Annotated in this window: 25 protein-coding genes; 16 read left to right on the top strand and 9 right to left on the bottom strand. The window is 67.2% G+C overall.

Annotation, left to right across the window (positions count from 1 at the left end):
• Positions 1-98 precede the first annotated feature (98 nt).
• Positions 99-1,571: a glucose-6-phosphate dehydrogenase gene (gene zwf, locus WDLP6_RS05210; protein ID WP_162591495.1), complete on the top strand. Its 1,473-nt coding sequence runs from the start codon at positions 99-101 to the stop codon at positions 1,569-1,571.
• An 18-nt stretch (positions 1,572-1,589) separates the two neighbouring features.
• Here zwf and WDLP6_RS05205 read toward each other — a convergent pair whose 3' ends face one another.
• The 7 genes from WDLP6_RS05205 to WDLP6_RS05175 all read right to left on the bottom strand — a co-directional run bounded on the left by WDLP6_RS05205 (position 1,590) and on the right by WDLP6_RS05175 (position 9,839).
• A complete protein-coding gene (locus WDLP6_RS05205; protein WP_162591494.1) occupies positions 1,590-2,582 on the bottom strand; it encodes an ABC transporter ATP-binding protein in 993 nt (330 codons plus the stop codon).
• Positions 2,579-3,571 (bottom strand): ABC transporter ATP-binding protein, encoded by a 993-nt coding sequence (locus tag WDLP6_RS05200; protein ID WP_162591493.1) that lies wholly within the window; start codon positions 3,569-3,571, stop codon positions 2,579-2,581. Before WDLP6_RS05200 ends, WDLP6_RS05205 begins: the two co-directional genes overlap by 4 nt.
• 14 nt (positions 3,572-3,585) lie before the next feature.
• Entirely contained in the window at positions 3,586-4,497 is a 912-nt protein-coding gene (locus tag WDLP6_RS05195) for an ABC transporter permease (protein WP_162591492.1), read from the bottom strand.
• 62 nt (positions 4,498-4,559) lie between these two features.
• A complete protein-coding gene (locus WDLP6_RS05190) occupies positions 4,560-6,146 on the bottom strand; it encodes an ABC transporter substrate-binding protein (protein ID WP_174259847.1) in 1,587 nt (528 codons plus the stop codon).
• 30 nt (positions 6,147-6,176) lie between these two features.
• Entirely contained in the window at positions 6,177-7,427 is a 1,251-nt protein-coding gene (locus tag WDLP6_RS05185; protein WP_162591491.1) for a M20 aminoacylase family protein, read from the bottom strand.
• Between the two features lie 2 nt (positions 7,428-7,429).
• Positions 7,430-8,413, bottom strand: coding sequence for an ABC transporter permease (locus tag WDLP6_RS05180; protein WP_162566108.1), 984 nt, complete (start codon positions 8,411-8,413; stop codon positions 7,430-7,432).
• Positions 8,414-8,603: 190 nt separating this feature from the next.
• Positions 8,604-9,839, bottom strand: coding sequence for a porin (locus WDLP6_RS05175; RefSeq protein ID WP_162570343.1), 1,236 nt, complete (start codon positions 9,837-9,839; stop codon positions 8,604-8,606).
• A gap of 282 nt (positions 9,840-10,121) precedes the next feature.
• On the opposite strand from WDLP6_RS05175, the gene coq7 reads away from it, so the two are divergent.
• Complete coding sequence (gene coq7 / locus WDLP6_RS05170; protein WP_162591490.1) at positions 10,122-10,751, top strand: 2-polyprenyl-3-methyl-6-methoxy-1,4-benzoquinone monooxygenase; 630 nt, start codon at positions 10,122-10,124, stop codon at positions 10,749-10,751.
• A gap of 18 nt (positions 10,752-10,769) precedes the next feature.
• On the opposite strand, the gene WDLP6_RS05165 is transcribed toward coq7, so the two are convergent.
• A complete protein-coding gene (locus WDLP6_RS05165; RefSeq protein ID WP_162591489.1) occupies positions 10,770-11,219 on the bottom strand; it encodes an OsmC family protein in 450 nt (149 codons plus the stop codon).
• Between the two features lie 23 nt (positions 11,220-11,242).
• Here WDLP6_RS05165 and WDLP6_RS05160 point away from each other — a divergent pair, with 23 nt between their 5' ends.
• Entirely contained in the window at positions 11,243-11,458 is a 216-nt protein-coding gene (locus WDLP6_RS05160) for a hypothetical protein (RefSeq protein WP_162591488.1), read from the top strand.
• Positions 11,459-11,468: 10 nt separating this feature from the next.
• Positions 11,469-13,022 (top strand): threonine ammonia-lyase, biosynthetic, encoded by a 1,554-nt coding sequence (ilvA, locus tag WDLP6_RS05155; RefSeq protein WP_162591487.1) that lies wholly within the window; start codon positions 11,469-11,471, stop codon positions 13,020-13,022.
• 22 nt (positions 13,023-13,044) lie between these two features.
• Here the strand turns inward: ilvA and WDLP6_RS05150 are convergent, their stop codons facing one another.
• Positions 13,045-13,542, bottom strand: a complete 498-nt coding sequence (locus tag WDLP6_RS05150; protein ID WP_162591486.1) for a type II secretion system protein N — start codon at positions 13,540-13,542, stop codon at positions 13,045-13,047.
• Between the two features lie 64 nt (positions 13,543-13,606).
• On the opposite strand from WDLP6_RS05150, the gene gspG reads away from it, so the two are divergent.
• From gspG to WDLP6_RS05090, 12 genes are all read left to right on the top strand, one after another.
• Positions 13,607-14,047, top strand: a complete 441-nt coding sequence (gene gspG / locus WDLP6_RS05145) for a type II secretion system major pseudopilin GspG (RefSeq protein ID WP_162591485.1) — start codon at positions 13,607-13,609, stop codon at positions 14,045-14,047.
• Positions 14,022-14,525, top strand: coding sequence for a prepilin-type N-terminal cleavage/methylation domain-containing protein (locus WDLP6_RS05140; RefSeq protein WP_162566102.1), 504 nt, complete (start codon positions 14,022-14,024; stop codon positions 14,523-14,525). The genes gspG and WDLP6_RS05140 overlap by 26 nt, the downstream gene beginning before the upstream one ends.
• On the top strand, positions 14,522-14,896 hold the full coding sequence (gene gspI, locus WDLP6_RS05135; protein WP_162591484.1) for a type II secretion system minor pseudopilin GspI: 375 nt from the start codon (positions 14,522-14,524) through the stop codon (positions 14,894-14,896). The genes WDLP6_RS05140 and gspI overlap by 4 nt, the downstream gene beginning before the upstream one ends.
• Positions 14,896-15,543 carry a PulJ/GspJ family protein gene (locus WDLP6_RS05130; protein WP_162591483.1) on the top strand — a complete coding sequence of 216 codons (648 nt, stop codon included), beginning with the start codon at positions 14,896-14,898 and terminating at the stop codon, positions 15,541-15,543. The genes gspI and WDLP6_RS05130 overlap by 1 nt, the downstream gene beginning before the upstream one ends.
• Positions 15,540-16,604 (top strand): type II secretion system minor pseudopilin GspK, encoded by a 1,065-nt coding sequence (gene gspK / locus WDLP6_RS05125; RefSeq protein WP_162591482.1) that lies wholly within the window; start codon positions 15,540-15,542, stop codon positions 16,602-16,604. Before WDLP6_RS05130 ends, gspK begins: the two co-directional genes overlap by 4 nt.
• Before the next feature lie 134 nt (positions 16,605-16,738).
• Positions 16,739-17,947 carry a type II secretion system protein GspL gene (gene gspL, locus WDLP6_RS05120; RefSeq protein WP_162591481.1) on the top strand — a complete coding sequence of 403 codons (1,209 nt, stop codon included), beginning with the start codon at positions 16,739-16,741 and terminating at the stop codon, positions 17,945-17,947.
• Entirely contained in the window at positions 17,944-18,516 is a 573-nt protein-coding gene (gspM, locus tag WDLP6_RS05115) for a type II secretion system protein GspM (protein ID WP_162591480.1), read from the top strand. The genes gspL and gspM overlap by 4 nt, the downstream gene beginning before the upstream one ends.
• A gap of 13 nt (positions 18,517-18,529) precedes the next feature.
• On the top strand, positions 18,530-19,327 hold the full coding sequence (gspN, locus tag WDLP6_RS05110; protein WP_162591479.1) for a type II secretion system protein N: 798 nt from the start codon (positions 18,530-18,532) through the stop codon (positions 19,325-19,327).
• Between the two features lie 2 nt (positions 19,328-19,329).
• Positions 19,330-21,651 carry a type II secretion system secretin GspD gene (gspD, locus tag WDLP6_RS05105; protein ID WP_162591478.1) on the top strand — a complete coding sequence of 774 codons (2,322 nt, stop codon included), beginning with the start codon at positions 19,330-19,332 and terminating at the stop codon, positions 21,649-21,651.
• Between the two features lie 7 nt (positions 21,652-21,658).
• On the top strand, positions 21,659-23,077 hold the full coding sequence (gene gspE / locus WDLP6_RS05100) for a type II secretion system ATPase GspE (protein WP_162591477.1): 1,419 nt from the start codon (positions 21,659-21,661) through the stop codon (positions 23,075-23,077).
• Positions 23,078-23,204: 127 nt separating this feature from the next.
• On the top strand, positions 23,205-24,437 hold the full coding sequence (gene gspF, locus WDLP6_RS05095) for a type II secretion system inner membrane protein GspF (RefSeq protein ID WP_162566093.1): 1,233 nt from the start codon (positions 23,205-23,207) through the stop codon (positions 24,435-24,437).
• A 3-nt stretch (positions 24,438-24,440) separates the two neighbouring features.
• The gene (locus WDLP6_RS05090) at positions 24,441-25,340 is read left to right on the top strand and encodes a 5'-nucleotidase (protein ID WP_162591476.1); all 900 of its coding nucleotides are present in this window, start codon (positions 24,441-24,443) and stop codon (positions 25,338-25,340) included.
• Positions 25,341-25,402: the final 62 nt, after the last annotated feature.

The raw sequence follows: 25,402 nt of genomic DNA, 5'->3' as shown, positions 1-25,402 counted from the left end.
GCAGCTTAGCGCGACGATCCCGGCGCGGGATTGGTACAAGTACCATTCGGTGGCAAGCATCGTGCTTCGCGATCTCTCTCAACAACACGGATGTATCCATGAGTTTCGATCTCGTCCTTTTCGGCGGCACCGGCGATCTGGCGTGGCGCAAGCTGATGCCGGCGCTGTTCCAGGCCTTCCGCCATGGCAGCCTGCCGGACAACGGCCGCATCATCGGCGTGGCGCGCGACGATCTGTCCGATGATGCCTACCGCGAGCTGATCCAATCGCGCTTCGAAGCGGTCGAAGGCGCCAAGCGGCCGACGCCCGAGGAGTTCAAGAAGTTCGCGGCGATGCTGCACTTCCTGCGCCTGGACTTGTCCAAACCCGCCGACTACGCGCGGCTCGCCGAGTCGCTGAAGACGCGCAATGCCGATACGGTGGTGATGTACGTGGCCACCGCGCCCGCCCTCTTCACCCAGGTGGTCGAGCAGATCGCCGCGGCCGGCCTCAATGGCGCGCACACGCGCATCGTGCTCGAAAAGCCGCTCGGCCACGACCTCGCGTCGAACCGCGCGATCAACGAGGCAGTGCGCAAGGTGCTCTCGGAGCAGCAGGTGTTCCGCATCGACCACTACCTCGGCAAGCCCTCGGTGCAGAACCTGTTCGCGATGCGCTTCGGCAATGCGCTGTTCGAGCCGATGTGGCGCCGCGAGTACATCGCCAACATCCAGATCACCATTGCGGAAGACCTCGGCGTGGAAAAGCGCGGCGCCTTCTACGACCAGACCGGTGCACTGCGCGACATGGTGCAGAACCATGCGCTGCAGCTGGTCTGCGCGATCGGCATGGAGCCGCCGATCAACGCGCATGCCGATGCGATCCGCGACGAGAAGCTCAAGGTGCTGCGCTGCCTCGCGCCGTGGACCCCCGAAGCCATCGGCCTGCATGCGATCCGCGGCCAGTACGCGGCGGGCACGGCCTACGGCGAGCGCGTGCAGGGCTATCGCGACGAGCCGGGCGTCGACCCCGAAAGCCGCACCGAGACTTTCGTTGCGCTGCGCACCGAGATCGCCAACTGGCGCTGGGCCGGTGTGCCGCTCTACATCCGCACCGGCAAGCGCCTGGGCTCGCGCGATGCGCGCATCGAGGTCAACTTCCGGCCGACGCCGCATCCGATCTACCGCGCACCAGCGGGCGGGGCGGTCAACAAGCTGGTGATCAACCTGCAGCCCAAGGACGGGCTCGAACTGCACATGCTCGCGCAGGCGCAGGACAACCGGCAGCGCAACGGCAACCGGCACGCGGGGGCGCAGCTGGCGCCGGTGCAGCTCGACCTCGACTTCGACAAGCGCTTCGGCGCCGAGCGCGTGGGCGCCTACGAGCGGCTGCTGCTCGATGTCATCGACGGCCGGCTGAACCTGTTCGTTCGCAGCGACGAACAGGAAGAGGCATGGCGCTGGGTCGAGCCGCTGATCGACAGCTGGGCCTCGGACGGTGTGCCGCGGCCTTACGCGGCGGGCACCTGGGGTCCGAGTGCATCGAGCGCGATGATCGCCCGCGACGGCTTCGCGTGGGGAGAAGAACAGTAGGCCCCGTCAACGGCCGGGTCAGATCCGATCCTCTTCCACCGCGTGGCACGCCACCTGCACGCCGCGCAGCATCTGAAGCGAAGGCCGCTCGGCCTTGCAGCGCGCGTTGGCATGCGGGCAGCGCGGATGGAAGGTGCAGCCCGTCGGCGGATTCAGCGGATTCGGCACCTCGCCCTGCACCGGCGTGCGCTTTTCTCCCGTGTGCTTCATCTTCGGGATCGCATCGAGCAGCATGCGCGTGTAGGGATGCTGCGGCGTCGCGAAGAGCTTGCGCTTGTCGGCCACTTCGACCAGCCGGCCCAGGTACATCACCCCGACCTGATCGGCCACGTGGCGCACCACGGCCAGGTTGTGCGAGATGAAGAGGTAGGTCAGGCCCTGCGCGCGCTGCAGGTCCTTCATGATGTTGAGCACCTGCGCCTGCACGCTCACGTCCAGCGCCGAGGTCGGTTCGTCGCACACCAGGAACTCGGGCTGGGTCGCCAGCGCACGTGCGATCGAGATGCGCTGGCGCTGGCCGCCGGAGAACTGGTGCGGGTACTTCACCATGTCCAGCGGACTCAGCCCCACCGATTGCAGCAGCTCGCCGACGCGTGCCTTGAGAGCCGGTCCTTCCTTCAGGATGCCGTGCTCGCGCAAGGGCTCGCCGATGATGTCCTCGACGATCCAGCGCGGATTGAGGCTCGCATACGGATCCTGGAAGATCATCTGGATGCGCCGGCGCAGCTTGCGGCCCTCGGGCGTCTTGAAGGCCGCATGGGCATCCTGGCCGTCGAACTGCATGCCGCCGCGGCTGGGCTCGTACAGGCCGACCAGGAGGCGCGCCACGGTGCTCTTGCCGCAGCCGGACTCGCCCACGAGCGCGAGCGTCTTGCCGCGCTCGATCGAGAAGCTGACGCCGTCGACCGCCTGCAGCAGCACGCGCGGCTTGCGTTCGAGCACGCGGTTGAGCCAGGGCGGCGAGACGTCGAAGCTCTTGGCCAGGTCATGGGCCTGCACGAGCGCGTTCATGCCGCAGCTCCGTGTGGCGGCGAGGCGCCGGGCGTGGCGTGCAGCCAGCAGGCGGCGTGAGTGGCGCCCGCGTTCATGAGGTCCGGCCGCTCGACCATGCAGCGGTCGAAGCTGCGCGGGCAGCGTGGGTTGTAGGCGCAGCCGCGCGGAATGGCATTCAGGCGCGGCATCGCGCCGTCGATCTGGTTGAGGCGGTCGCGGTCCATCTCCATGTCGGGAATGGAGGCCATCAGCCCGGCGGTGTAGGGATGCGCAGGCTGATGGATCACCTCGTGCACGGGTCCGATCTCGGCCACGCGACCGGCATACATCACCGCCACGCGGTCGCAGGTTTCGGCGATCACGCCCATGTCGTGGGTGATCAGCATCACGGCCGCGCCACGCTCCTTGCAGATGGATTTGAGCAGCTCGATGATCTGCGCCTGGATCGACACGTCGAGCGCGGTGGTCGGCTCGTCGGCCACGATCAGCTTCGGCTCGGCCGCCAGCGCGAGCGCGATCACGACGCGCTGGCGCATGCCGCCGGAGAACTGGTGGGGGAAGTGGTCGAGGCGCTGCTCGGCGGCCGAAATGCCGGTGTCCGTGAGGAGGCCGATGGCGCGTTGCCGTGCCTCGCTCTCGCTCACCGGAAGGTGCGTGCGGATGGTTTCGATCAACTGCCGGCCGACGGTGTAGAGCGGGTTGAGCGAGGTCAGCGGGTCCTGGAAGATCGCACCGATGCGGCGGCCTCGGATGTGGCGCATGGCCTCGTGCCCGAGGTTGTCGATGCGCTGGCCTTCGAGCCGGATCTCACCGCCCGCGATGCGGCCCGGCGGTTCGAGCAGGCCGATGATCGCCGCACCGGTGAGCGACTTGCCGGCGCCGGACTCGCCGACCACGCCGAGGATCTCGCCGGGCTCGATCTCGAACGAGATGTCGTCGATGGCGCGCAGCGTGCCGCGCCGATGCGGGAACTCGACGATCAGATTGCTGACTTGCAGGAGGCTCATGGGGTGCTGGGCCTTCAGCGCAAGCGCGGATTGAGGGCATCGCGCAGCCAGTCGCCGAGCAGGTTCACGCTCAACGAGATCAGCACCAGCATCGCGCCCGGGAATACCGTGATCCACCACTCGCCCGAGAACAGGTAGTCGTTGCCGACGCGGATCAGCGTACCCAGCGATGGCGAGGTCGGCGGGACGCCGACGCCGAGAAAGGACAGCGTCGCCTCGGTGATGATCGCGGTCGCGACCTGGATGGTGGCCAGCACCAGCACGGGCCCCATCACATTCGGCAGCACGTGCCGCACCATGATGCGCCAGGGCGATACGCCGGTCACGCGCGCGGCCTGCACGTATTCCTTGTTGCGCTCGACCAAAGTGGATCCACGCACGGTGCGGGCGTACTGTACCCAGCCGCCCAGCGTGATGGAAATGATCAGCACGCCGAACGCCACCGAGGTCGGCGCATTCGGGAACAGCGCGCGGCCGACGCCGGAGATCAGCAGCGCCACGAGGATGGCCGGGAACGACAGCATGACGTCGCACACGCGCATCAGGAAGGCATCGAGCCAGCCGCCCCAGAAGCCGGCCAAGAGGCCGAACAGCACGCCGACCAGCACCGACAACGCCACCGACACCAACCCGACCACGAGCGAGATGCGCGCGCCGTAGATCACCGCCGACAGGATGTCGCGGCCCTGGTCGTCGGTGCCGAGCAGGTACTTGGCCGAACCTTCGGCGCTCCAGGCCGGCGGCAGCCGCGCGTCGCCCAGTTGGAGCGACGCGAGATCGAACGGGTTGTAGGGCGACACCCAGCCCGCGAACACTGCGCAGAAGATGCAGATGAAGGCGATCACGGCCGCGGACATCGCCACCGGCGAGCTGCGGAAGCTGTAGCCGACGTCGCTGTCGAGCCAGCGCGTTAGGGTTTTTTTCATCGTGGGGCAGACAGAACGGGGCCCGCAGACGCGGGCCCCGCGATGGTCATTTCATCGAGCGCTCAAGGCTTGATGCTCATCCACTTGAAGTACATGAAGTTGTCGGCCAGCTGGGTCAGCTCGACCTTCTTGCTCACGCCCCAGGCCAGCGACTGCTGGTGCAGCGGCAGATGGCCGACGTCGTCCGCATGGATCTTGAAGGCTTCCTTGATCAGCTCGTTGCGCTTGGTCTTGTCGGTCTCGGACTGGATCTTCTTGGTGATCTCGTCGAGCTTCGGATTGCAATAGGCGCCCAGGTTGAACTGGCCGGCGCCCTTGTCGTCTGGGCATTGCGTCAGCGAACTGAGCGCGTTGTGCGCATCGTAGGTCGTGGGCGTCCAGCCGAGCATGTAGAAGCTGGTGTCGCGCCGCAGCACCTTGGGGAAGTAGGTGCCCTTGGTCTCGGCGGCGAGGTTGATCTTGACGCCGATCTTCGCGAGGTTGGCCGCCACGCTCTGGCAGATTTGGCCGTCGTTGACGTAGCGGTCGTTGGGGCAGTTCAGCGTGACCTCGAAGCCGTTCGGATAGCCGGCCTCGGTCAGCAGCTTCTTCGCCGCATCGACGTCGTAGGGAAGACGCTTGTCCTGTTCGGCGGTCCAGCCGTTGATGCCGGGGCCGACGAGCAAGGCGGTGGGACGCGAGGCGCCGCGCATCACGGTGCGCTGGATGCCGACGATGTCGATCGCCTGGTAGAAGGCCTGACGCACGCGCTTGTCCTTGAAGGGGTTCTTGCCCTTGACGCTCGAGTACAGCAGCTCGTCGCGCTTCTGGTCCATGCCCAGGAAGATGGTGCGCAATTCCGGGCCCGAGATGACGCGCGCATTGGGACTGGCATTGACACGGGCGATGTCCTGCACCGGCACCGGCTCCATCACGTCGACCTCGCCCGACACCAGGGCGGCGACGCGCGTGGCCGGGTTGGCGATCGGCGTGAAGATGATCTCCTGGGCGTTGCCTTCGATCTTTCCCCAGTAGTTCGGGTTGCGAACGAAGACCGTCCGCACGTCGGGCTGGCGTTCGCGCACCTTGAAAGGCCCTGTGCCATTGGCCTTGAACGACGCGGTGTTCTCGATGCCCTTGCGCTTGTCGACGGGCTTGACGGCCTGATTGGCCTCGCACCATTTCTTGCTCATGATCATCGTCAGCGAGATCACGTCGGGAAGAATCGGGAACGGCCCCGCGGTTTCGATCTCGACGGCGTAGTCGTTGACCTTGCGCACTTCTTTGACCTCGTTCAGCGTGGCCTTCATGTCCGAGCCGTCGCCCTTCGCGCGCGCGAAGCTGAACACCACGTCGTCGGCGGTGAACGGCGTGCCGTCCTGAAATTGAACGCCCTTGCGCAGTTCGAAGCGCCACACGTTCGGCGAGGTCTGCTTCCAGCTCGTGGCCAGCAGCGGCGCCAGGCTCAGATCCTTGTTTCGACCCACCAGCGTTTCATAGACGTTGGCGTCCACGCTCAATTGCAGCGACTCGTTGAGCGAGTGCGGGTCGAGCGAGAGTGCATCCCCCTGATTCGCGATCCGGATGGTCTGCGCGCTCGCCACCAGGCTCGCGCCAGCCAGCACCATCCCTGCGGCTGTGGCGATCAGGTTTTTTTTCTTCAGATTCATGGGAAGCACTCCTCGGGGTTGAAGATGGAGTCAAGACGCCGCGGATGCGAGCTTGCTCTTGGATTTGCCGGCCTCGGCCAGCGGCATGCCCTGCTCGACGAGCCCCGCGTGCAGCGCGGCGCCGAGCGGCAGGATTTCATCGTTGAAGTCGTACCGGCTGTTGTGCAGGAAGGCGCCTCCCTTGGCGTCCTGGCCGATGCGCAGATAGGCGCCTGCCTTCTTCTGCAGCATGAACGAGAAGTCCTCGGCGCCCATGCTCGGCTCCATGTTGCGCTCGACGTTGTGTGCACCGACCAGCGACTGGGCCACGTCGCCGGCAAACACAGCCTCGGGCGCGGTGTTGATGGTGGCGGGATAGATGTGCTCGAACTTCACCTGGGCCGTCGCGCCGAAAGCCGCGGCCACCGCGCTGCACAATTCGACCAGACGCTGCTCGACGAGCGTCTGCACGCGGGCGCTGAAGGTCCTCACGGTTCCCACCAACGTGGCCTTCCCCGGCACCACGCTCATGGCGCCCAGGTCGCCGGTCTGGACGGCGCAGATGCTGACCACGGCCGCGTCGATGGGGCGCACGTTGCGCGACACGATGCTTTGAACCGCGGTGATGATGTGTGCGGACACGAGGACCGGATCGACGGTCAGATAGGCGTGCGCGCCGTGACCGCCCTTGCCGGTGACGTCGATCGTGATGCGGTCGGCCGCCGCCATCATCGCGCCGCGATTGATGCCGACCGTGCCGGCCGGCAGGCCCGGCCAGTTGTGCATGGCGTAGACGGATTGAACGGGGAAGCGGTCGAACAGGCCGTCTTCGATCATCACGCGGGCGCCTGCGAAGCCCTCTTCTCCGGGTTGGAAAATGAGCACGGCCGTGCCATCGAAGTCGCGTGTCTCGGCAAGGTAGCGGGCGGCCCCGACCAGCATCGCCGTATGGCCGTCGTGGCCGCAGCCGTGCATCAAGCCGGTCTTGGCGGAGCGCCAGGAGAATTCGTTGTCCTCGCACATCGGCAAGGCATCCATGTCCGCGCGCAGGCCGATCATGCGGCCGCTGGCTGTACCGCGGCCGTGGATCACGCCGACCACGCCCGTCTTGCCGATGCCGGTGTGGATCTCGTCCACGCCGCATGCCTTCAGCGCTTCCTGGACGCGTGCGGCCGTGTAGACCTCCTCGAAGCCGAGTTCGGGATGCGCATGAAGATCTCTTCGAAAGGCGATGATCTCGGGATAGAAGCGTGCGATGTGGGAGAACGCCCGTCCCGAGGCCTGAATGCGCGGCTGCGACATCGTCAATGGCCTCCCGCGGCATTGCCGACGCGAAGCCGGGGATCGACCGCGAAGTAGAGCAGATCGACCACCAGGTTGATGACGACGAAGATCAGGGCGATCAGGCAAAGATAGGCTGCCATGACCGGAATGTCCGCAAAGGTCACTGCCTGAATGAACAACAGGCCCATGCCGGGCCACTGGAAGACGGACTCGGTGATGATCGCGAACGCGATGAGCCCTCCCAGCTGAAGGCCGGTGATGGTGATCACCGGCACCAAGGTGTTCTTGAGCGCATGGCCGAAATGGATGGCGCGATCCGACAGGCCTCGGGCACGGGCGAACTTGATGTAATCGGTGCGCAATACCTCGAGCATCTCGGCGCGCACGAGCCGCATGATCAACGTGAGTTGAAAGATGGCCAGCGTCACTGCCGGCAGCACGATGTGGTACCAGCCGTCAGCCTTGAGCAGGCCGGTGCTCCACCAGCCGAGCTGCACCGTGGCGCCACGTCCGAAGCTGGGAAACCAACTCAGCATCACGGCAAAGACCAGGATCAACAGAATGCCGATCAGGAAAGTCGGCAGCGAGACACCCAGCAGGGAAATGGTCATGAACACCTGGCTCATGAACGTTCCACGCCGCAATGCCGTGTAGACACCCATCGGCATGCCGATCAGAAGAGCCAGCAGGGCGGCGACCAAGGACAGTTCCAGGGTGGCCGGAAAGCGCTCTCCGATGAGGCGCGACACCTTGGCGCCTTGCCGCAGGCTCAGACCGAACTCCCCCTGCGCCGCATGGACAAGAAAATGCCAGAACTGCACGACGAAGGACTGATCGAGCCCCAGGTCGGCGCGCAATGTGCGAATTTGCTCCGGAGACGCGTCCTGGCCCAGCAGGAACACGATGGGATCCCCGACATACTGAAACAGCAAGAAGGCGATGAAGGCAACCGCGACCATCACGATCACGGCCTGAATCAAACGGCGCAATACGAAAGCAATCATCAGCAGAGGGTGTGTACAACGATGCTAGCAGAGCAATGTGCGTGCCCATGCGGGGGTTCCCCGGGGGTCGCACCAGATCGGAGCGCTTCTTTGTCCTGGGCAAATTGACGCGGGCAAAAAAAAAGCCGCCCGACTCGCGTCGGGCGGCTTTTGAGCTTTTCATTCGAAGCTGGCTGACGCCAGCGTCAAATCAGAAAGCGTGACGGATACCGAAGTCGTAGCCGATCGAGGACTTCGGGGTGAAGACGCCAGCGGTGTAGAAAGCGGGGCCGCCGGTGGTCAGGTTCGCACCGTTCTTGTTCTTGATGTAGGCAACCGTGGCGTACAGCGCAGTGCGCTTCGACAGGTTGTGCACATAGCCAAGAGCCAGTTGGTCAGCCTTCGGATCGCCCACAGTCGAGAACGGCAGGTTGTAGTCGTACTTGACATGACCGTACGAAGCGCGGATCAAGCCAGGGCCGACCGGCACCGTCACGCCGAGCAGGTAGCCGTCGACCTTGATGTCGTTGGCGCGAACCAGCGGAGCGATCGCGTAGTCAACCTTGTTCTTCGTCCGCGAGTATTCGCCGAACAGCTTGGCAGGACCGAAGTCATACGAAGCGCCCAAGTTGAACGAGTCCAGGTTGGTGGTAGTGCCTGGACCGAAAGCGCTGGCGATCGTGCTTTCGCCGTAAGAAGCCGCGACGTCCAGAGGACCGTTGGCGTAGCCGAAACGGCCACCCACGTAACGGCCCGTGCGCGTGTCTTGGTTCGTGTTGGCGATCGCTGGGATGCCAGAGTCAAAGTGCGTCTTCTCGTTGAAGGCGTACTGAACTTGACCGTAGAAACCACCCAGGTTCGGCGGCAGGAAGTAGCCGATCATGTTGCTTGCGCGAACATAGTTGCTACCGCCCACGTTGGTCACACCACCGGTGTTCGAATTCACGAAGCCAGGGAAGGCATTGGAGCCAGCGTTCGCCCGGAACACCAGGCTGGTGCCGACGCCGTTGGTGCCGAACGGATCGAACACGGTGTCGTTCCAGAACGTCGCGGTGTAGTCACGACCCAGGCGGATTTCACCGAAACCACCCGACAGGCTGACCGTCGAACGACGCGCGAAGGTGCTGACGCCGGTTTGGCCGTCATCGTTGCTGATCGGGGCTTCGAGCCAGAAGCTGGCTGCCAGGCCACCACCGAGGTCTTCCGTACCACGGAAGCCCAAACGGCTGGAGTTGTAGCCCGAATTGGCCAACACGGTCTGACTCGTCTTCACGCTACCTTGGTTCACATAGAACGGGTTCAGAAGGGTCGCGAAGTTCCGATCTTCCGACTTGTTCGTGTAGCCGCTGATCGAGGCGTCCACGATGCCGAACAGCGTCACGGACGACTGAGCCGAGGCCACACCGACAACAGCCAGTGCAGCCAAGGCAACTAGAGATTTTTTCATCATTGCAAGTTTCTCCAAGGTTAAACATAGGGCTCCGGCGCGAAGGGCTCACCGTGACTGGCACTTTGTGCTCCCACCGGACCCCGGGCCAACCTCCTTTTGGGAAGTTGTCGCTATTGCACCAGAGGCGCTTCTTCAGGGCAAAGCAATTCCGCCGAAATCTCCGAAGGGCGCAATGTTTCGTTGCAGTGGTGCAACAGATTTTTGACGGCCTTGGCCGCACCACAATGTGAAAAAGACCGCCGCGTCGGATCCTCATTCCGCATGGGTTCCAATCGGCCCATGAACCGATCTCTAGATTCCATCCTGGAGCTGACGGATGCCGCGCTGCGCACCTTGCTCGCAAAACCGCACGCCACCCGAGCGGCCCCCTTGCCACCCGTTCCATCTGGCGAGTTGACCGACGCGGAACGGCGTGAGGCCGGCGCCTTGATGCGCGTCAATCATGTGGGCGAGGTGTGCGCACAAGCCTTGTATACGGGGCAAGCGGCGGTCACCAGCGACCCGGTCCTGCGCGGTCACTTCACGGCAGCCGCGCGCGAAGAAACCGACCACCTCGCCTGGACGCAGCAAAGGCTCGACGAACTGGGCGCCCGGCCTTCCTTGCTGAATCCGCTCTGGTATGCCGGCGCACTGGGACTTGGCATGATCGCCGGCCGCCTCGGCGATCCGCTGAGCCTGGGTTTCGTGGCCGAGACCGAGCGGCAGGTGGAAGCACATCTGGATGGCCATCTTGGCCGCCTGCCCGCGGGCGACACCGCCTCGAGAGCCGTGATCACCCAGATGAAGTTGGACGAGGCACGCCACGCAGCACAGGCATGGAGTGCGGGCGCGACGGAACTGCCCGCACCCGTGAAAGGGCTGATGCGTTGGGCATCGCGCGTCATGACGACGGTCGCCCACCGCATCTGAACCGGCGCAGCCCTGCGCTCAGGCTTCGATCAGATCGAAGCTGGTCGTGATTTCAGCTGTCTTGGCCAACATGATGCTGGCCGAACAATAAGTCTCGTGACTCAGGGCGATGGCGCGTTCCACGGCGGCGGCAGGAATCCGCTTGCCGGCAACGGTGAAGTGCATGTGGATCTTGGTGAAGACCTTCGGGTCTTTCTCGGCACGTTCGCTGGTCAGCTTGACGCTGCAGCGCTCGACCTGGTGCCGGCCACGCTTCAGGATCATGACCACATCGTAAGCGGTGCAGCCACCCGTACCGGCCAGAACGGTCTCCATGGGCCGAGGCGCGAGATTCTGCCCGCCGTTTTCGGGCTTCGCGGCGTCCGGGGCGCCATCCATCACCATGACATGGCCGCTTCCGGTCTCCGCGACGAAGCCCATGGCGGATCGCGTGCCGGTGTTGCCGGTCCAACTGACTGTGCATTCCATTGATGCGGACTCCAGAAGGTTGCATGCAGGCAGCAAAAGTTCGCTGCCGTGAATTTTTGTTCGAAAAGCGCCACATGCTTGTTGCAACGCAACAAACAATCGATATACTTTATTTCATCGCACACCGATGTGTGCACCGGTTGTCTCCTCCACCCTCCCAATTGGTGGATTTAGCCCCGGGCCGCAAGGCCCGGGGCTTTTTTCTTGCCGCGCCGGGCGCCACGACGACGGACCTATGATCGCTGCTCCATGTCCAAGCCGAACCCGCCGCTCTCCCCTGCCGACTACCTGAAGAAAATCCTGACGGCCCGCGTGTACGACGTCGCGGTGGAATCCGCTCTCGAGCCGGCGCATGCACTGAGCGCCAGACTCGGCAACACGGTGCTTCTCAAGCGCGAGGATCAGCAACCCGTCTTCAGCTTCAAGCTGCGTGGTGCCTATAACAAGATGGCACATCTGAGCGCCGAACAGCTCGCCAACGGCGTCATCTGCGCTTCCGCCGGCAATCACGCCCAGGGCGTGGCACTAGGCGCCCGCAAACTTGGCACGCGCGCGGTGGTGGTCATGCCGGTAACCACGCCTCAACTCAAGATCGACGCCGTGCGCGCATTGGGCGGCGAGGTGCAACTGCATGGTGACAGCTACTCGGATGCCTACGTACATGCGCTCGAGCAGCAAAAGCTGCACGGCCTGACCTTCGTGCATCCCTTCGACGACCCCGACGTCATCGCCGGACAGGGCACCATCGCGATGGAGATTCTCCGCCAGCACCAGGGTCGGCTCGACGCGGTATTCGTCGCCATCGGCGGCGGCGGCCTGATCTCGGGCGTGGCCAACTACATCAAGGCCGTACGGCCGGAGATCAAGGTGATCGGCGTCCAGATGAACGATTCGGATGCGATGCTGCAATCCGTCTCGGCGCGCGAGCGGGTGACGCTGAACGATGTCGGGCTGTTTTCCGACGGCACTGCCGTCAAGCTCGTCGGCGAGGAAACCTTTCGGATCGCGCGCGAGCTGGTGGACGAGTTCGTCACGGTCGACACCGATGCCGTGTGCGCCGGCATCAAGGACGTGTTCATCGACACCCGCAGCATCGTCGAACCTGCGGGCGCGCTCGCCGTGGCCGCCATCAAGCAGTATGTCGAGGCACACGGCACGCGGGGCGAGACCTACGCGGCGATCCTCTGCGGCGCCAACATGAATTTCGATCGGCTTCGCTTCGTGGCCGAGCGCGCCGAGGTGGGCGAAGAGCGCGAGGCGCTGTTCGCAGTGACCATTCCCGAGGAACGCGGCAGCTTTCGCCGCTTCTGCGAACTGGTGGGCGAGTTGCCGGGTGCGTCGCGCAACGTGACCGAGTTCAACTACCGGATCAGCGATACCAAGGAAGCGCACGTGTTCGTCGGCCTGACCACGACGACGCGCGGCGAATCCAGGACGATCGCCGAGACCTTCGTCGCCCACGGCTTCGGCGCCATCGACCTCACGCATGACGAACTCGCCAAGGAACACATCCGGCACATGGTCGGCGGGCGAACCGGCCTGGCGCAGGACGAACGGCTTCTGCGCTTCGTGTTCCCCGAGCGGCCTGGCGCGTTGTTGAAATTCCTGAACCTGATGCGGCCGAACTGGAACATCAGCCTGTTTCACTATCGCAACCAGGGCGCCGACTACGGACGCATCCTGGTGGGACTCCAGGTACCGTCGGCCGACCACGCCGCCTTCGACGAGTTCCTCCGGACGCTCGACTATCCGTTCGTGGAAGAAACCGGCAATCCGGTGTATCGGCTCTTTCTGCAGGCCTGAGTCCGCGGCGCGGCCGGCGCCGTCAGCGTTGCGCGGCCGGCACGACTGGCGCGGCCGGCGGCGTCATCACCGCGAGCGGCTGAACCGGCAACTGCAAGGTGAACGCCGGCGCCGAGTCGGGTCCTGTGCCCAATGTCGCGGCGCGCGCGCTCACCGACTGCAACACGTAGCTCTCGCCGATCCTGGCGCCGACCCGAAAGGGCCGTGCCGGCTTGCCGTCGACCGCAATCAGGGCCGCCCCTTGACGGTCGGTGTCGGCCACCACGCCGAGCAGGACGAAGCGACTGGCCGCATCGGGCGCGGTCGGCGCGACGACCTGCGAGGGGGCAGCGCCCAGCAGGTGCGCGACCGCCGCCGTGTCCACGGTAGCCGGCGGCGTGACCACGGCGGGCGGTGCGATCGCATCGGACGGCGCCGTCAACCGCAATCCCCAAAACACGCAGCTCGCGGCCGCCAAGGCCCACAGGACGGCCGTCGCAGTGGCTGCGGGCCAGCGGGCGGGTGCATAGGGAACGGACATGGGGCCGGATTATCATTCAGCCAACCGCGGCGCGACCGCCGCCTCGACGTTTCGCCCCATCTTCATGACCCTCTCCCATCGCCTTCCCGCACGTGCACTCCAGCGCGGTTTCACCCTGATCGAACTCATGGTCGTGCTCGTCATCATCGGCGTGCTCGCAGCGCTGATTGTGCCGAACGTCATCGAGCGCGCCGACGATGCCCGCGTCACCGCCGCCAGGACCGACGTCAACAACCTGATGCAGGCGCTCAAGCTCTACCGGCTCGACAACCAGCGCTATCCGACGACCGAACAGGGCCTCCAGGCCCTGCTCACCCGTCCCACCGGCGGGCCCGCTGCGCCCAACTGGAAGCCCTACGTCGAAAAGCTGCCCAACGACCCCTGGGGCCGGCCCTATCAGTACCTGAATCCGGGCGTCAAGGGCGAGGTCGACGTGTTTTCGCTCGGCGCCGACGGGGAGCCCGGCGGCGAAGGCAAGAATGCCGACATCGGCAGCTGGCAATAGCCGGCGCTGGGGTCGGCTCGGTCGCATCCGCCGCCGGATCGGCGGCTTCACGCTGCTCGAACTGCTGGTGGTCGTCGCCATCATCGCGCTCGCAACGGCCGGCGTCGGGCTCGCATTGCGCGATTCGGGCAGCGCCGGGATCGACCGCGAAGCCGAGCGGCTCGCCGCGTTGCTCGAATCCGCGCGCGCGCAATCGCGCGCCAGCGGCGTCGTGGTTCGCTGGCGCCTCACGCCGCAAGGACCTGCCGATTTCAGCTTCGATGGCTTGCCCGCCGGTGCGCTGCCCAGCTCGTGGCTTGCCGAAGGCATCAGCGCGCAGCCCCTGGCCGCCGACGGTTCGGCCATCGCGGCATTGCAACTGGGCCCGGATCCGATCATCCCTGCGCAGCAAGTGGTGCTGACCGCCGAAGGCACGCCGCCTCACAGCCTGCGCATCGGGACCGACGGCTTGCGTCCTTTCGCGGTGATCTCTCCATGAAGCGGCAGCGCCGGCCCGCTCTGCGCGGCTTCACCTTGATCGAGGTTCTGGTCGCGCTGGGCATCGTCGCCATCGCGCTGATGGCCGGCACGCAGGCCACGATGGCACTCACGCGCAACGCGCAGCGCCAGTCGGACATGTTGCTGGCCCAGCTCTGCGCCGAGAACGAACTGGTCAAGGCCCGCCTCGCCCAGCAGATGCCGGCGATCGGCGATGCGGGTTCGGTCTGCACCCAGGCCAACGTCGATTTCGGCGTGACGGTATCGACCTCACCGACCCTGAACCCGAACTTCCGGCGCGTCGACGTCCAGGTGCGGGACGCCGCCGACGCGCCGCTCCTGCAGCTGTCCACCGTCGTGGCGCGCTACTGATGCGTCCGTCCCGCGGCTTCACGCTGATCGAGCTCATGGTCGCCATCGCGATCATGGCGCTGCTCGCCTTGATGAGCTGGCGCGGCCTCGACGGAATGGCCCGCGCGCAGGCGCAGAACCGGGAGCGCGGCGACACGGTGCTGACGCTGCAGACCACGCTGACGCAATGGAACACCGACCTCGACGCCACGGTGGCCCTGGCACAGGTCCGCGCGATCGATTGGGACGGCCGGGTTCTGCGGCTCACGCGACGCAGCACCGACAACGCCACCCCCATGGTCTACGTCGTCGCCTGGACCTTGCGCGCCGACGCCGCAGTGGGCGCGCGCTGGCATCGATGGCAGTCGCCCGGCGTCACGAGCCGGCCCGATTGGCAGCAGGCCTGGGACCAGGCCGCCGCGTGGGGCCAGGACGGCAACGCCCAGGCGCAGGGCGCCGATGTGAGCCTGATGCCGGTCGCTGCCTGGCAGCTCTACTACTTCCGCAACGGCAGTTGGAGTCCCGCGGTCGGTGCCGACGAACTCGGGGCGGCCACGCCAGAGCCCGACGGCATTCGCCTGGTCCTGAGTCTGCCGCCCGGCCCCGCGCTCGCCGGCATGCTCACGAAGGACTGGGTCCGGCCGTCCGCGACCGCGCCCAAGTCATGAAGCGCCGCGCCCACCCCCACCGTGGCCGCCAGCTCGGCGCCGCCCTGCTGACCGCCATGCTGACCGTGACGCTGGTCGCGACCTTCGCCGCGGCGGCGCTGTGGCAGCAGTGGCGCGCGGTCGAGGTCGAGGCGGCCGAGCGCGCACGGATGCAATCGGCCTGGGTGCTGGTCGGTGCGCTCGACTGGTCGCGACTCATCCTGCGCGAGGACGCGCGCGCGGGCGGCGGCAATGGCGCGGATCATCTGGCCGAGCCGTGGGCGGTCCCGCTCGCCGAAGCCAAGCTGTCGAGCTTCCTGTCCGCCAACAAGAACGTCGCGAGCGACGCCGTCGAGGGCCTGCCCGAGGCCTTTCTTTCTGGCCGCATCGTCGATGCCCAGTCCAAGCTCAATGTGCTGAACCTGGTGGATGGCGGAAAACCGGTCGCGATGGCCGTTGCCGCATTCACCAAGTTGTTCGAACTGCTGGACCTGCCGGTGCAGGAGGTCGGGATCCTGACCACGAACCTGCAGCGCGCGCTGCCGGCGAGCAATGCGAGCACGCCAGCCACGGCGGCAGCGCCGGGTGTCATCGGCGCTGCCCCGGTGCCCACCACCGTCACGAGCACGGGTGACAGCTCGGCCGCCGGGCCGCTCCTTCCGCAGCACGTCTATCAGCTCGTCTGGCTCGGCCTGTCACCCTCCACGGTGGCCGCGCTGGACCCTTACGTCACCATCCTGCCGGCGCGCACGCCGCTCAACATCAACACCGCCAGCGCGGAGGCGCTGTTCGCCAGCGTGCCGGCACTCGACCTGGCCGGCGCCAAGCGGCTCGTCGCGCAGCGTACGCACAGTTACTTTCGCACCGTCGACGACGCATCCGCGCTGCTCGCCGGGACTTCGGTCCAGCTGACCGGCGGGTCCTACAGCGTGTCGACCAGTTACTTCGAGGTCTACGGACGATTGCGCATCGATCGCACCTGGGTCGAAGAGCGCTCGCTGTTGCAGCGCGACGGCATCAACGTGCGCATCGTGTGGCGCGAACGTGGTGCCGGCGCCACGGCCGCCGCGCCCACACCCTGAAGCTGCGGGCTTCTTCACACGACTCGGATAGAAAATCAGTACAACGCCCGCAGGATCTGCGGCAGACGCTATCAAATCTGTAGCGTCGCATGTCACCCCGCTCCTACAATAGCGACCCTTTCGACCTCATCCGCATGGCCTTGCTGTTCGTCACCCTTCCTCTCGCGCCCGCACCAGCCGGCGGCGAGTACAGCTGGGCGCTGTGGTCCACCGATGGCCGCAAGCTGCGCGCCCAGGGCAGTGCACCGCCGGCGCTGCTGCCGAGCAGCGAAGAGGTGATCCTCGGCGTGCCGGCGGCCGCGCTGTCGTGGCATCAGGTCACGCTGCCCCAAGGCAGCATGAGCGGCGCCGTGCGCGTGCGCTCGGTCCTCAACGGCCTGCTCGAGGATCGTCTGCTCGACGAGCCCGAACTGCTTCATTTCGCGCTGGAGCCCGGCGCACGCGCTGGCACGCCCGTGTGGGTGGCGGCCTGCAACCGCATCTGGCTGCGCAGTGCCGTGCAGGCCCTCGAGGGGGCCGGCCGCCGCGTCACGCGCATCGTCCCCGAATTCGCGCCGCAGCCGGCCGGCTCGCCGGCCATGGTTTTCGCGATCGGCGAACCCGGCGCAGCGCAGTTCGTGGTCTGCGATCGCGAGGGCGTCGCGGTGGTGCCGCTCGAAAGCGCCGGCATCGCGCTGGCCGGCGCGCTGCCCGAAGACACCACGATGCTGGCCGAACCCGCAGTGGCCGAGTCCGCCGAAAGCCTGCTGGGGCGCTCCGTCCCGATCGTCAAGCCGGCGACCCGATGGCTGCAGGCCAGCCGCTCGCCCTGGGATCTCGCGCAGTTCGACCTGGCATCCACCGGCCGCGCCCGCGCCAGCAAGAAGCTGATGGCGACCTGGCGCGCGCTGTGGCTGGCGCCGCGCTGGCGTGCCGCGCGCTGGGGCGCGCTGGTGCTGGTGCTCGCCCAGTTCGTCGGCCTCAACGCCTGGGCGTGGAAGGAGCGCCATGCCCTCGATGCCAAGCGCAACGCGGTGCGCAGCATCCTGACCCAGACCTTCCCTTCGGTGAAGCTGGTGGTCGATGCACCGGTGCAGATGGCGCACGAGGTCGCGGCGCTGCAGCAGGCCACCGGCGGCGTCGCGTCGGCGGATCTCGAACCCATGCTCGCCGCGCTGGCCGCGAGCCTGCCGCAAGGCCGCATCCCGAGCGCCATCGACTTCAGTGCCGGGCAGTTGCGGCTGCGCGGCCTGGGGCTGCAGGAAAGCGACGTGAACAGCCTCGCGACCGCGCTGTCCTCGCGCGGCTACGGCGCGCGCAGCGAAGGCGATCTTCTGCTCGTCCAGGCGGAGGCCGCGCGATGACATGGATCGATGCGCTCGAGGCGCGCTGGCAGGCCTGGTGGCCCGAGCTCGAGCCGCGCGAGCAGCGGCTGATCGCGATCGCGGCGGCGCTGGTCGCGCTGGCGCTGATCTGGTGGCTCGCGCTGGCGCCGGCGCTGGGCACGCTGTCTTCGGCCGCCGCCGAACATGCAAGGCTCGATGCACAGCTGCAGCAGATGACCAGTCTGCAGATGCAGGCCAAGACACTCCAGGCGCAGCCGCGCGCGAACCGCGGCGACGCGCTGCGTGCGCTCGAGACCTCGGTGCGCGACAACTTCGGACCCAACGCACAACTGCAATCCGCGAACGCCGGCGAAGGCGTGACGATCGCCATGCGGGGCGCGCCGGCCGAAGCGCTCGCGCAATGGCTCGCGCAGGCCCGCAGCAATGCGCGTGCCGTGCCGCGCGAGGCGCACCTGACGCGCGCCACCCAGGGCAGCAACACGCCGTCGTCCTCTCCACCCAGCCGCCCGGCACCCGCGCAGAACGCCGCCGACACCTCCCGCGTGCGCTGGGACGGGACGATGGTCATGAGCCTGCCGGCACGCTGAGCGACCAACCTCCATGGTGACCCGAGCCGCCCTCTCCTCCACGCCTGCCGCCGGCTGGCGCTGGGCGGTGCTCGGCATCCTGATCGGCGCCGCGGCAGCCCTCTCGCTCTTCGCGCCGGCGCGCTGGCTCGCGGCCGCGCTCGCACAATGGAGCAACGGCCATCTGCAGTTGGTCAACGCCCGCGGCACGATCTGGAACGGCACGGCCGGCGTCGTGTTTTCCAGTGGCGCCGGCGGCGCCGAATCGATCTCGCTGCCCGGGATGCTCGGCTGGACGCTGCGCCCGCGCTGGGGCGGCATGGCCGTCGTGCTCGACCTTCCCTGCTGCGCGGCGCAGCCGCTGCAGTTCAAGGCATTGCCGCGGCCGAAGGGACTCGAACTCGACTGGCGGGACGGCCAGTCGCGCTGGCCGGCCGCGATGCTCAGCGGGTTCGGCGCGCCATGGAACACGCTCCAGCCCGAGGGCGTCCTGAACATCGCGATGCAGGCCTTCGTCATGCGCTGGAACGGCCCGCAGCTGGCGCTCGCGGGCCGCGCCACGCTGGACGCGATCGACATCTCCTCCAGCCTCTCGACCTTGAGGCCGATGGGCAGCTACCACCTCGCGCTCGAAGGCGGCCCCTCGCCGACGCTGCTCCTCACCACCCGCGAAGGCAGCCTGCAGCTCAACGGCAGCGGCCGCTGGAACGGCACCGCCTTGCATTTCGACGGCGAGGCCAGCGCCGCGCCGGGCCGCGAAGACGCGCTGTCGAACCTGCTCAACATCATCGGGCGGCGCGAAGGCGCACGCTCGCTCATCACACTGGGTTGACCATGAAGCCACTATCCTCGTTCGCGAAACGCATCGGCACGGTCGCACTCGCGGCCCAGATGCTGGTCGCCGCCTGCATCCCGGCCGCCTTCGCGCAGGAAGCCACCGCGCCGCGCCGCGGCGAGCCGATCACGCTGAACTTCACCAATGCCGAGATCGAATCCGTCGCCCGGACCATGGCGGTCGTGACCGGCCGCGACGTGGTGGTCGATCCCCGCGTGAAGGGCACCATCACCTTGCAGACGGACCGCCCGATCTCCCCCACCGCGGCCTTCGACCAGTTCGCCTCCGTGCTGCGGCTGCAGGGCTTCGCGATCGTGCAGTCCGAAGGCCTCTACAAGATCGTGCCGGAAGCCGACGCCAAGCTGCAGAGCAGCGCGGTGACCACCTCGATGCCGGCCACCGCGAGCGTGAGCGGCAGCCAGATCGTCACCCAGGTCTTCAAGCTCAACTATGAATCGGCCAACAACCTGCTGCCGGTGCTGCGCCCGCTGATCCCACCCAACAACACGATCAACGTCAACCCCGGCAACAACTCGCTGGTGATCACCGACTATGCCGAGAACATGCGCCGCATCGGACGCATCGTCGCCGCGCTCGACGTGCCGAACGCGTCCGATCTCGAGGTGATCCCGCTCAAGTACTCGGTGGCCACCGACCTGGTTCCGCTGGTCACGCGGCTGATCGAAGGCGGCAGCGGCACGGGCCCGGCCGTCGCAGCGCCGGGCAACGCCGACGCCTCGTTCCGCACCACGCTGCTGGCCGAGCCGCGCAGCAACGCGATCATCGTGCGCGCGGCCAATCCGGCACGCGTCCAACTCGTGCGCACGCTGATCGACAAGCTCGACCGCCCCCCGATCGAGAACGGCAACGGCGCAGCCGGCAACATCTACGTCGTCTACCTCAAGAACGCCGACGCCGTGCGCCTGGCCACCACACTGCGCGCCGCGATGGCGAGCGACGCGCGCGGCGGCAGCAGCGCCGGGAGCAGCGCCGGCGGCGCGGCCACCCCGCAAAGCGGCCTCGGCACCCAGTCCGCCGCGCAGGCCAATAGTGCAATGGGCGGCTCTTCGCAGGGCACCAGCACGGCGGCCAGCACGCCGATCAACGGCGTCGCACCGCCATCGACCGGCGGCCAGATCCAGGCCGACCCGCAGACCAACTCGCTGATCATTACCGCCGCCGAGCCGCAGTACCGGCAGCTTCGGGCCGTGATCGACAAGCTCGACGGCCGCCGCGCGCAGGTGATGATCGAAAGCCTGATCGTCGAGGTCAATGCCGACAAGGCGGCCGACTTCGGCATCCAGTGGCAGAGCGCCCTGGGCGGCGCCGGCAACCGGAACGTCGGCGTGATCGGCACCAATTCGAGCCTGGCCGGCGCCAACATCGTCGACCTCGCGGTCGGCCTCGCAACCGGCGACCCGACCACGCGACCCTCGACCGGCTTCAATTTCGGCATAGGCCACAAGGTCAACGGGCAGTACGTGCTCGGCTTCCTGGCGCGCTTCCTGCAAAGCAACGACGAGGGCAACGTCCTGTCGACGCCCAACCTGCTGACGCTCGACAACGAGGAAGCCAAGATCGTGGTCGGCCAGAACGTGCCCTTCGTGACCGGCCAGTACACCAACACCGGCAGCACCACCAACACCGTCAATCCCTTCCAGACCATCGAGCGCAAGGACGTCGGCCTGACCCTGCGCGTGCGCCCGCAGATCAGCGAGGACGGCAGCGTGAAGATGACGATCTTCCAGGAGGTGTCGAGCGTGGTGGCTTCCACCGCCAACAACCCCAACGGCCCCACCACCAGCAAGCGCTCGATCGAATCGAACGTGATCGTCGACGATGGCAGCATCATCGTGCTCGGCGGCCTGCTGCAGGACGAGTATTCGCGCAGCGACGAAAAGGTGCCGGGCCTGGGCGACGTGCCGATCCTGGGCAACCTCTTCAAGAGCGAAACGCGCAGCCGCACCAAGTCCAACCTGATGGTGTTCCTGCGGCCCGTCGTGATCCGCGACAACGCATCGGGCGAGGCGCTGGCCAACGAACGCTACGACTCGATCCGCGCCATGCAGAAGGACCTGCAACCCAGGACCGACAACCCGATGCTGAACGGCGTGAACGCGGCGCCCGTGCTGCCGCCGTTCCCCTTCGCGCCGCCGATGCCGGCGCCGGCGCCAGCACCGAGCGGCGACTCGAGCCGCCGCATCGAGGGCACGCGGCTGATCCCGCCGCCCGCGCCGCCGCAGCCACCGCTGGGCAGCACGCCGCTCAAGGGCGCGCTGCCGCCGACCGCGGATCCGTCGACCCGGCAGGAACTGCCCTGACCCGACGATGCGCTACCCCCTGCCCTACGCCTTCGCACGCGGCCAGCAACTGCTGCTGGAAGAAGCGGACGACGGCACCTTCACCCTCTGGATGCCGGGGACCGCGCCGCGCAGCGCGCTCGGCGAAGTGGTGCGCAAGTACCCGGTCAAGACCTTCGAGACGCTGGCGCCCGAGCAGTTGGCACAGCGCATCAGCGCCGCCTATGCGCAAGGCGAATCGAACGCCGCGGCGATCGTGAGCGAGGTGCAGGGCGACGCCGACCTCTCGCGCATGATGCAGGAGCTGCCGGCGGTCGAAGACCTGCTCGAATCGGCCGGCGACGCGCCGATCATCCGCATGCTCAACGCGCTGCTCACGCAGGCCGCGCGCGACGGCGCCAGCGACATCCACATCGAACCCTACGAGCGGACCTCCTCGGTGCGCTTTCGCATCGACGGCACGCTGCGCGAGGTGGTGCAGCCCCATCGCGCACTGCACGCGGCGCTGATCTCGCGCCTGAAGATCATGGCCGACCTCGACATCGCCGAGAAGCGGCTGCCGCAGGACGGCCGCATCAGCCTGCGCATCGGCACGCGCGCGGTCGACGTGCGGGTCTCGACCCTGCCCTCGGCCCACGGCGAGCGCGCCGTGCTGCGCCTGCTCGACAAGACCGAAAGCAAGCTCACGCTCGAAGCCGTCGGCATGCAGGGCGACACGCTGGCGCGCTTCGAACACCTGATCGGACAGCCGCACGGCATCATCCTGGTGACCGGGCCGACCGGCTCGGGCAAGACCACCACCCTCTACGCCGCGCTCGGCCGGCTCGACGCCGGCCGCAGCAACATCATGACGGTCGAGGACCCGATCGAGTACGAACTGCCCGGTGTCGGCCAGACCCAGGTCAATGCCAAGATCGAACTCACCTTCGCCAAGGCGCTGCGCGCAATCCTGCGCCAGGACCCCGACGTGATCATGATCGGCGAGATCCGCGACTTCGAGACCGCGCAGATCGCGATCCAGGCCTCGCTCACCGGCCACCTCGTGCTGGCCACGCTGCATACCAACGATTCCGTGAGCGCGGTGACGCGGCTCACCGACATGGGCGTCGAGCCCTTCCTGCTGAGCTCCTCGCTGCTCGGCGTGCTGGCGCAGCGGCTGGTGCGAAAGCTCTGCCCCGTCTGCGCCGTGCATTCGGCCGACGGCGAGGCGCAGCCGGCGGGCTGCGAAGTCTGTGGGCAAACCGGCTACCAGGGCCGCACCGGCATCTTCGAACTGCTGGTGGCCGACGACGCCGTGCAGTCGCTGATCCACAACCGCGCGCCCGAAAGCCAGATCTTCGTCGCCGCCGAACGCGGCGGCCTGCGCTCGATGCGCGAGGACGGCGAACGCCTCGTCAAGGCCGGCGTCACCTCCCGCGCCGAACTCCTGAGGGTCACCCGAGACTAGCGCGAAGCCCCTCGCGAGCGCTCTTCGCCAGGGTTGCCGCGGATCCGGCTCAGCCGGCCCGCAGGCAACGCCCCCGGAAGGGGGTTGGCGGCTACGCGAAGCGAGCAAGCCTGGGGGAGAATGCCTGATGCCCGCTTATTCGTTTGAAGCCATCGACCAGCAGGGTCAGCCCCGCAAGGGCGTGCTCGAGGCCGACACCGCGCGCAATGCCCGCGGCATGCTGCGCGCGCAGGCGCTGATCCCGCTGTCGGTGACGGCCGTGGGCAGCGTCGAAAGCGGCGTGCCCGCGCCGCGCGGCTGGCAGCGCGTGCTCGGCGGCGGACGGGTCTTCAATGCCACCACGCTCGCGGTCTGGACGCGGCAGATCGCCGGCCTGGTGTCCTCCGGCCTGCCGCTCGAACGCGCGCTCACCGCGCTGACCGAGGAAGCCGAGAGCGAAGCCCAACGCAACCTCGTCGCCTCGCTGCGCGCCGAGGTCAATGCCGGCTCTCAGTTCGGCCGCGCGCTGGCACAGCATCCGCGCGAGTTCTCGCCCATCTACACCGCCGTCATCGGCGCCGGCGAGCAGACCGGCAACCTCGGCATGGTGCTCGAACGCCTGGCCGACGACCTCGAGCAGCGGCAGGCGCTGCAGCAGAAGCTGGTCGGCGCCGCGCTCTATCCCGCCATCGTGACGCTGGTCGCCATCGTGATCGTGATCTTCCTGGTCAGCTACGTGGTGCCGCAGGTGGCCAACGTGTTCGCCGGCACCAAGCGCGCGCTGCCCTTCCTCACGGTGGCGATGCTGTCGCTCAGCGCCTTCGTGCGCAACTACGGATGGCTGATGCTGATCGGCGTGATCGTCGCGGCCCTCGTCGCCCGGATGGCCTTGGCACGCGCCGCGTTCCGCGAGAAGTTCGACGCCGCCTGGCTGCAGCTGCCGCTGGTCGGAAAACTCTCGCGCGGCTACAACGCAGCGCGCTTCGCCAGCACGCTCGCGATGCTGGCGACCGCCGGCGTGCCCATCCTGCGGGCCTTGCAGGCGGCGTCCGAAACCCTGGGCAATCGCGCCATGCGCGCCGACGCGCTCGACGCGCTGGTGCTGGTGCGCGAAGGCGCGCCACTGGCTTCCGCGCTGGCGCAGAAGAAACGCTTTCCCGGCATCGTCTCGATGTTCGCGCGCCTCGGCGAGCAGACCGGCACGCTGCCGCTGATGCTGCAACGCGTCGCCAACCAGCTGGGCGCCGAAGTGCAGCGGCGCGCGATGCATCTGGCCACCATCCTCGAGCCCTTGCTGATCGTCGCGATGGGCGGCGTCGTGATGCTGATCGTGCTCGCGGTGCTGATGCCGATCATTCAATTGAACCAGTTCGTGAAGTAGCCCATGGCCGTCTCCCTCGACGACAAGCTGGTGGTGGCGATTTCGTCGCGCGCCTTGTTCAACCTCGAGGAAGAGAACCGCATCTTCGAATCGGGCGACGACGCGGGCTACATGAAGCTGCAGCTCGAAAGGCTCGACGTGCCCGCGCAACCGGGCATCGCCTATTCGCTGGTGCGCAAGCTCATGCGTTTCAACGACGACGGCCATCAGCGCGTCGAGGTCGTGATCCTGTCGCGCAACGATCCGGTCTCGGGCATGCGCGTGTTCCGCTCGGGCGTGGCCAACGGCATCTCGCTGCAGCGCGGCGTGTTCACGCAGGGCCGGCCGCCCTTCGGCTATCTGCGGCCCTTGCGTGCGCACCTGTTTCTTTCAGTCAATGCCGAGGATGTGCGCGAAGCGCTCGTCGCCGGCTTCCCGGCCGCGCGCGTGCTGGTCGAATCGGTGCAGGCCAGCGACGCCTATCCGAACGAAGTGCGCATCGCCTTCGACGGCGATGCCGTGCTGTTCAGCGACGAGGCCGAGCGCGTGTTCCAGGCCGAGGGCCTCGACGCGTTCCAGCAGCACGAATCCAGCAAGGCGCTGCTGCCCCTGCCCGAAGGCCCCTTCAAGCCGCTGCTGGCGGCGCTGCACCGGCTGCAGCAGGCCAGCAACCCGGCGATGCGCATCCGCACCGCGCTGGTCACCGCGCGCAGCGCGCCGGCGCACGAGCGCGCGATCCGCACGCTGATGAACTGGAACATCAAGGTCGACGAGGCGATGTTCCTCGGCGGCCTGCCCAAGGGCGAGTTCCTGCGCGAGTTCGAGCCCGACTTCTTCTTCGACGACCAGACCGGCCATGTCGACGCGGCCGCGCGCCACGTGCCGTCCGGGCACGTGTCGAGCGGCATCAGCAACCTGCGCTGAGCCTTTTCGCGGCCCGGCGAGGCGCTTCAGCCCCGTCTAAGAAAGGGCCCGCTACGATGGCG

The organism is Variovorax sp. PBL-E5, from assembly GCF_901827185.1.
Lineage (GTDB): Bacteria > Pseudomonadota > Gammaproteobacteria > Burkholderiales > Burkholderiaceae_C > Variovorax.
Note: the sequence above shows the minus strand (reverse complement) of the source record. Positions and strands in the feature narration are given on the sequence as shown.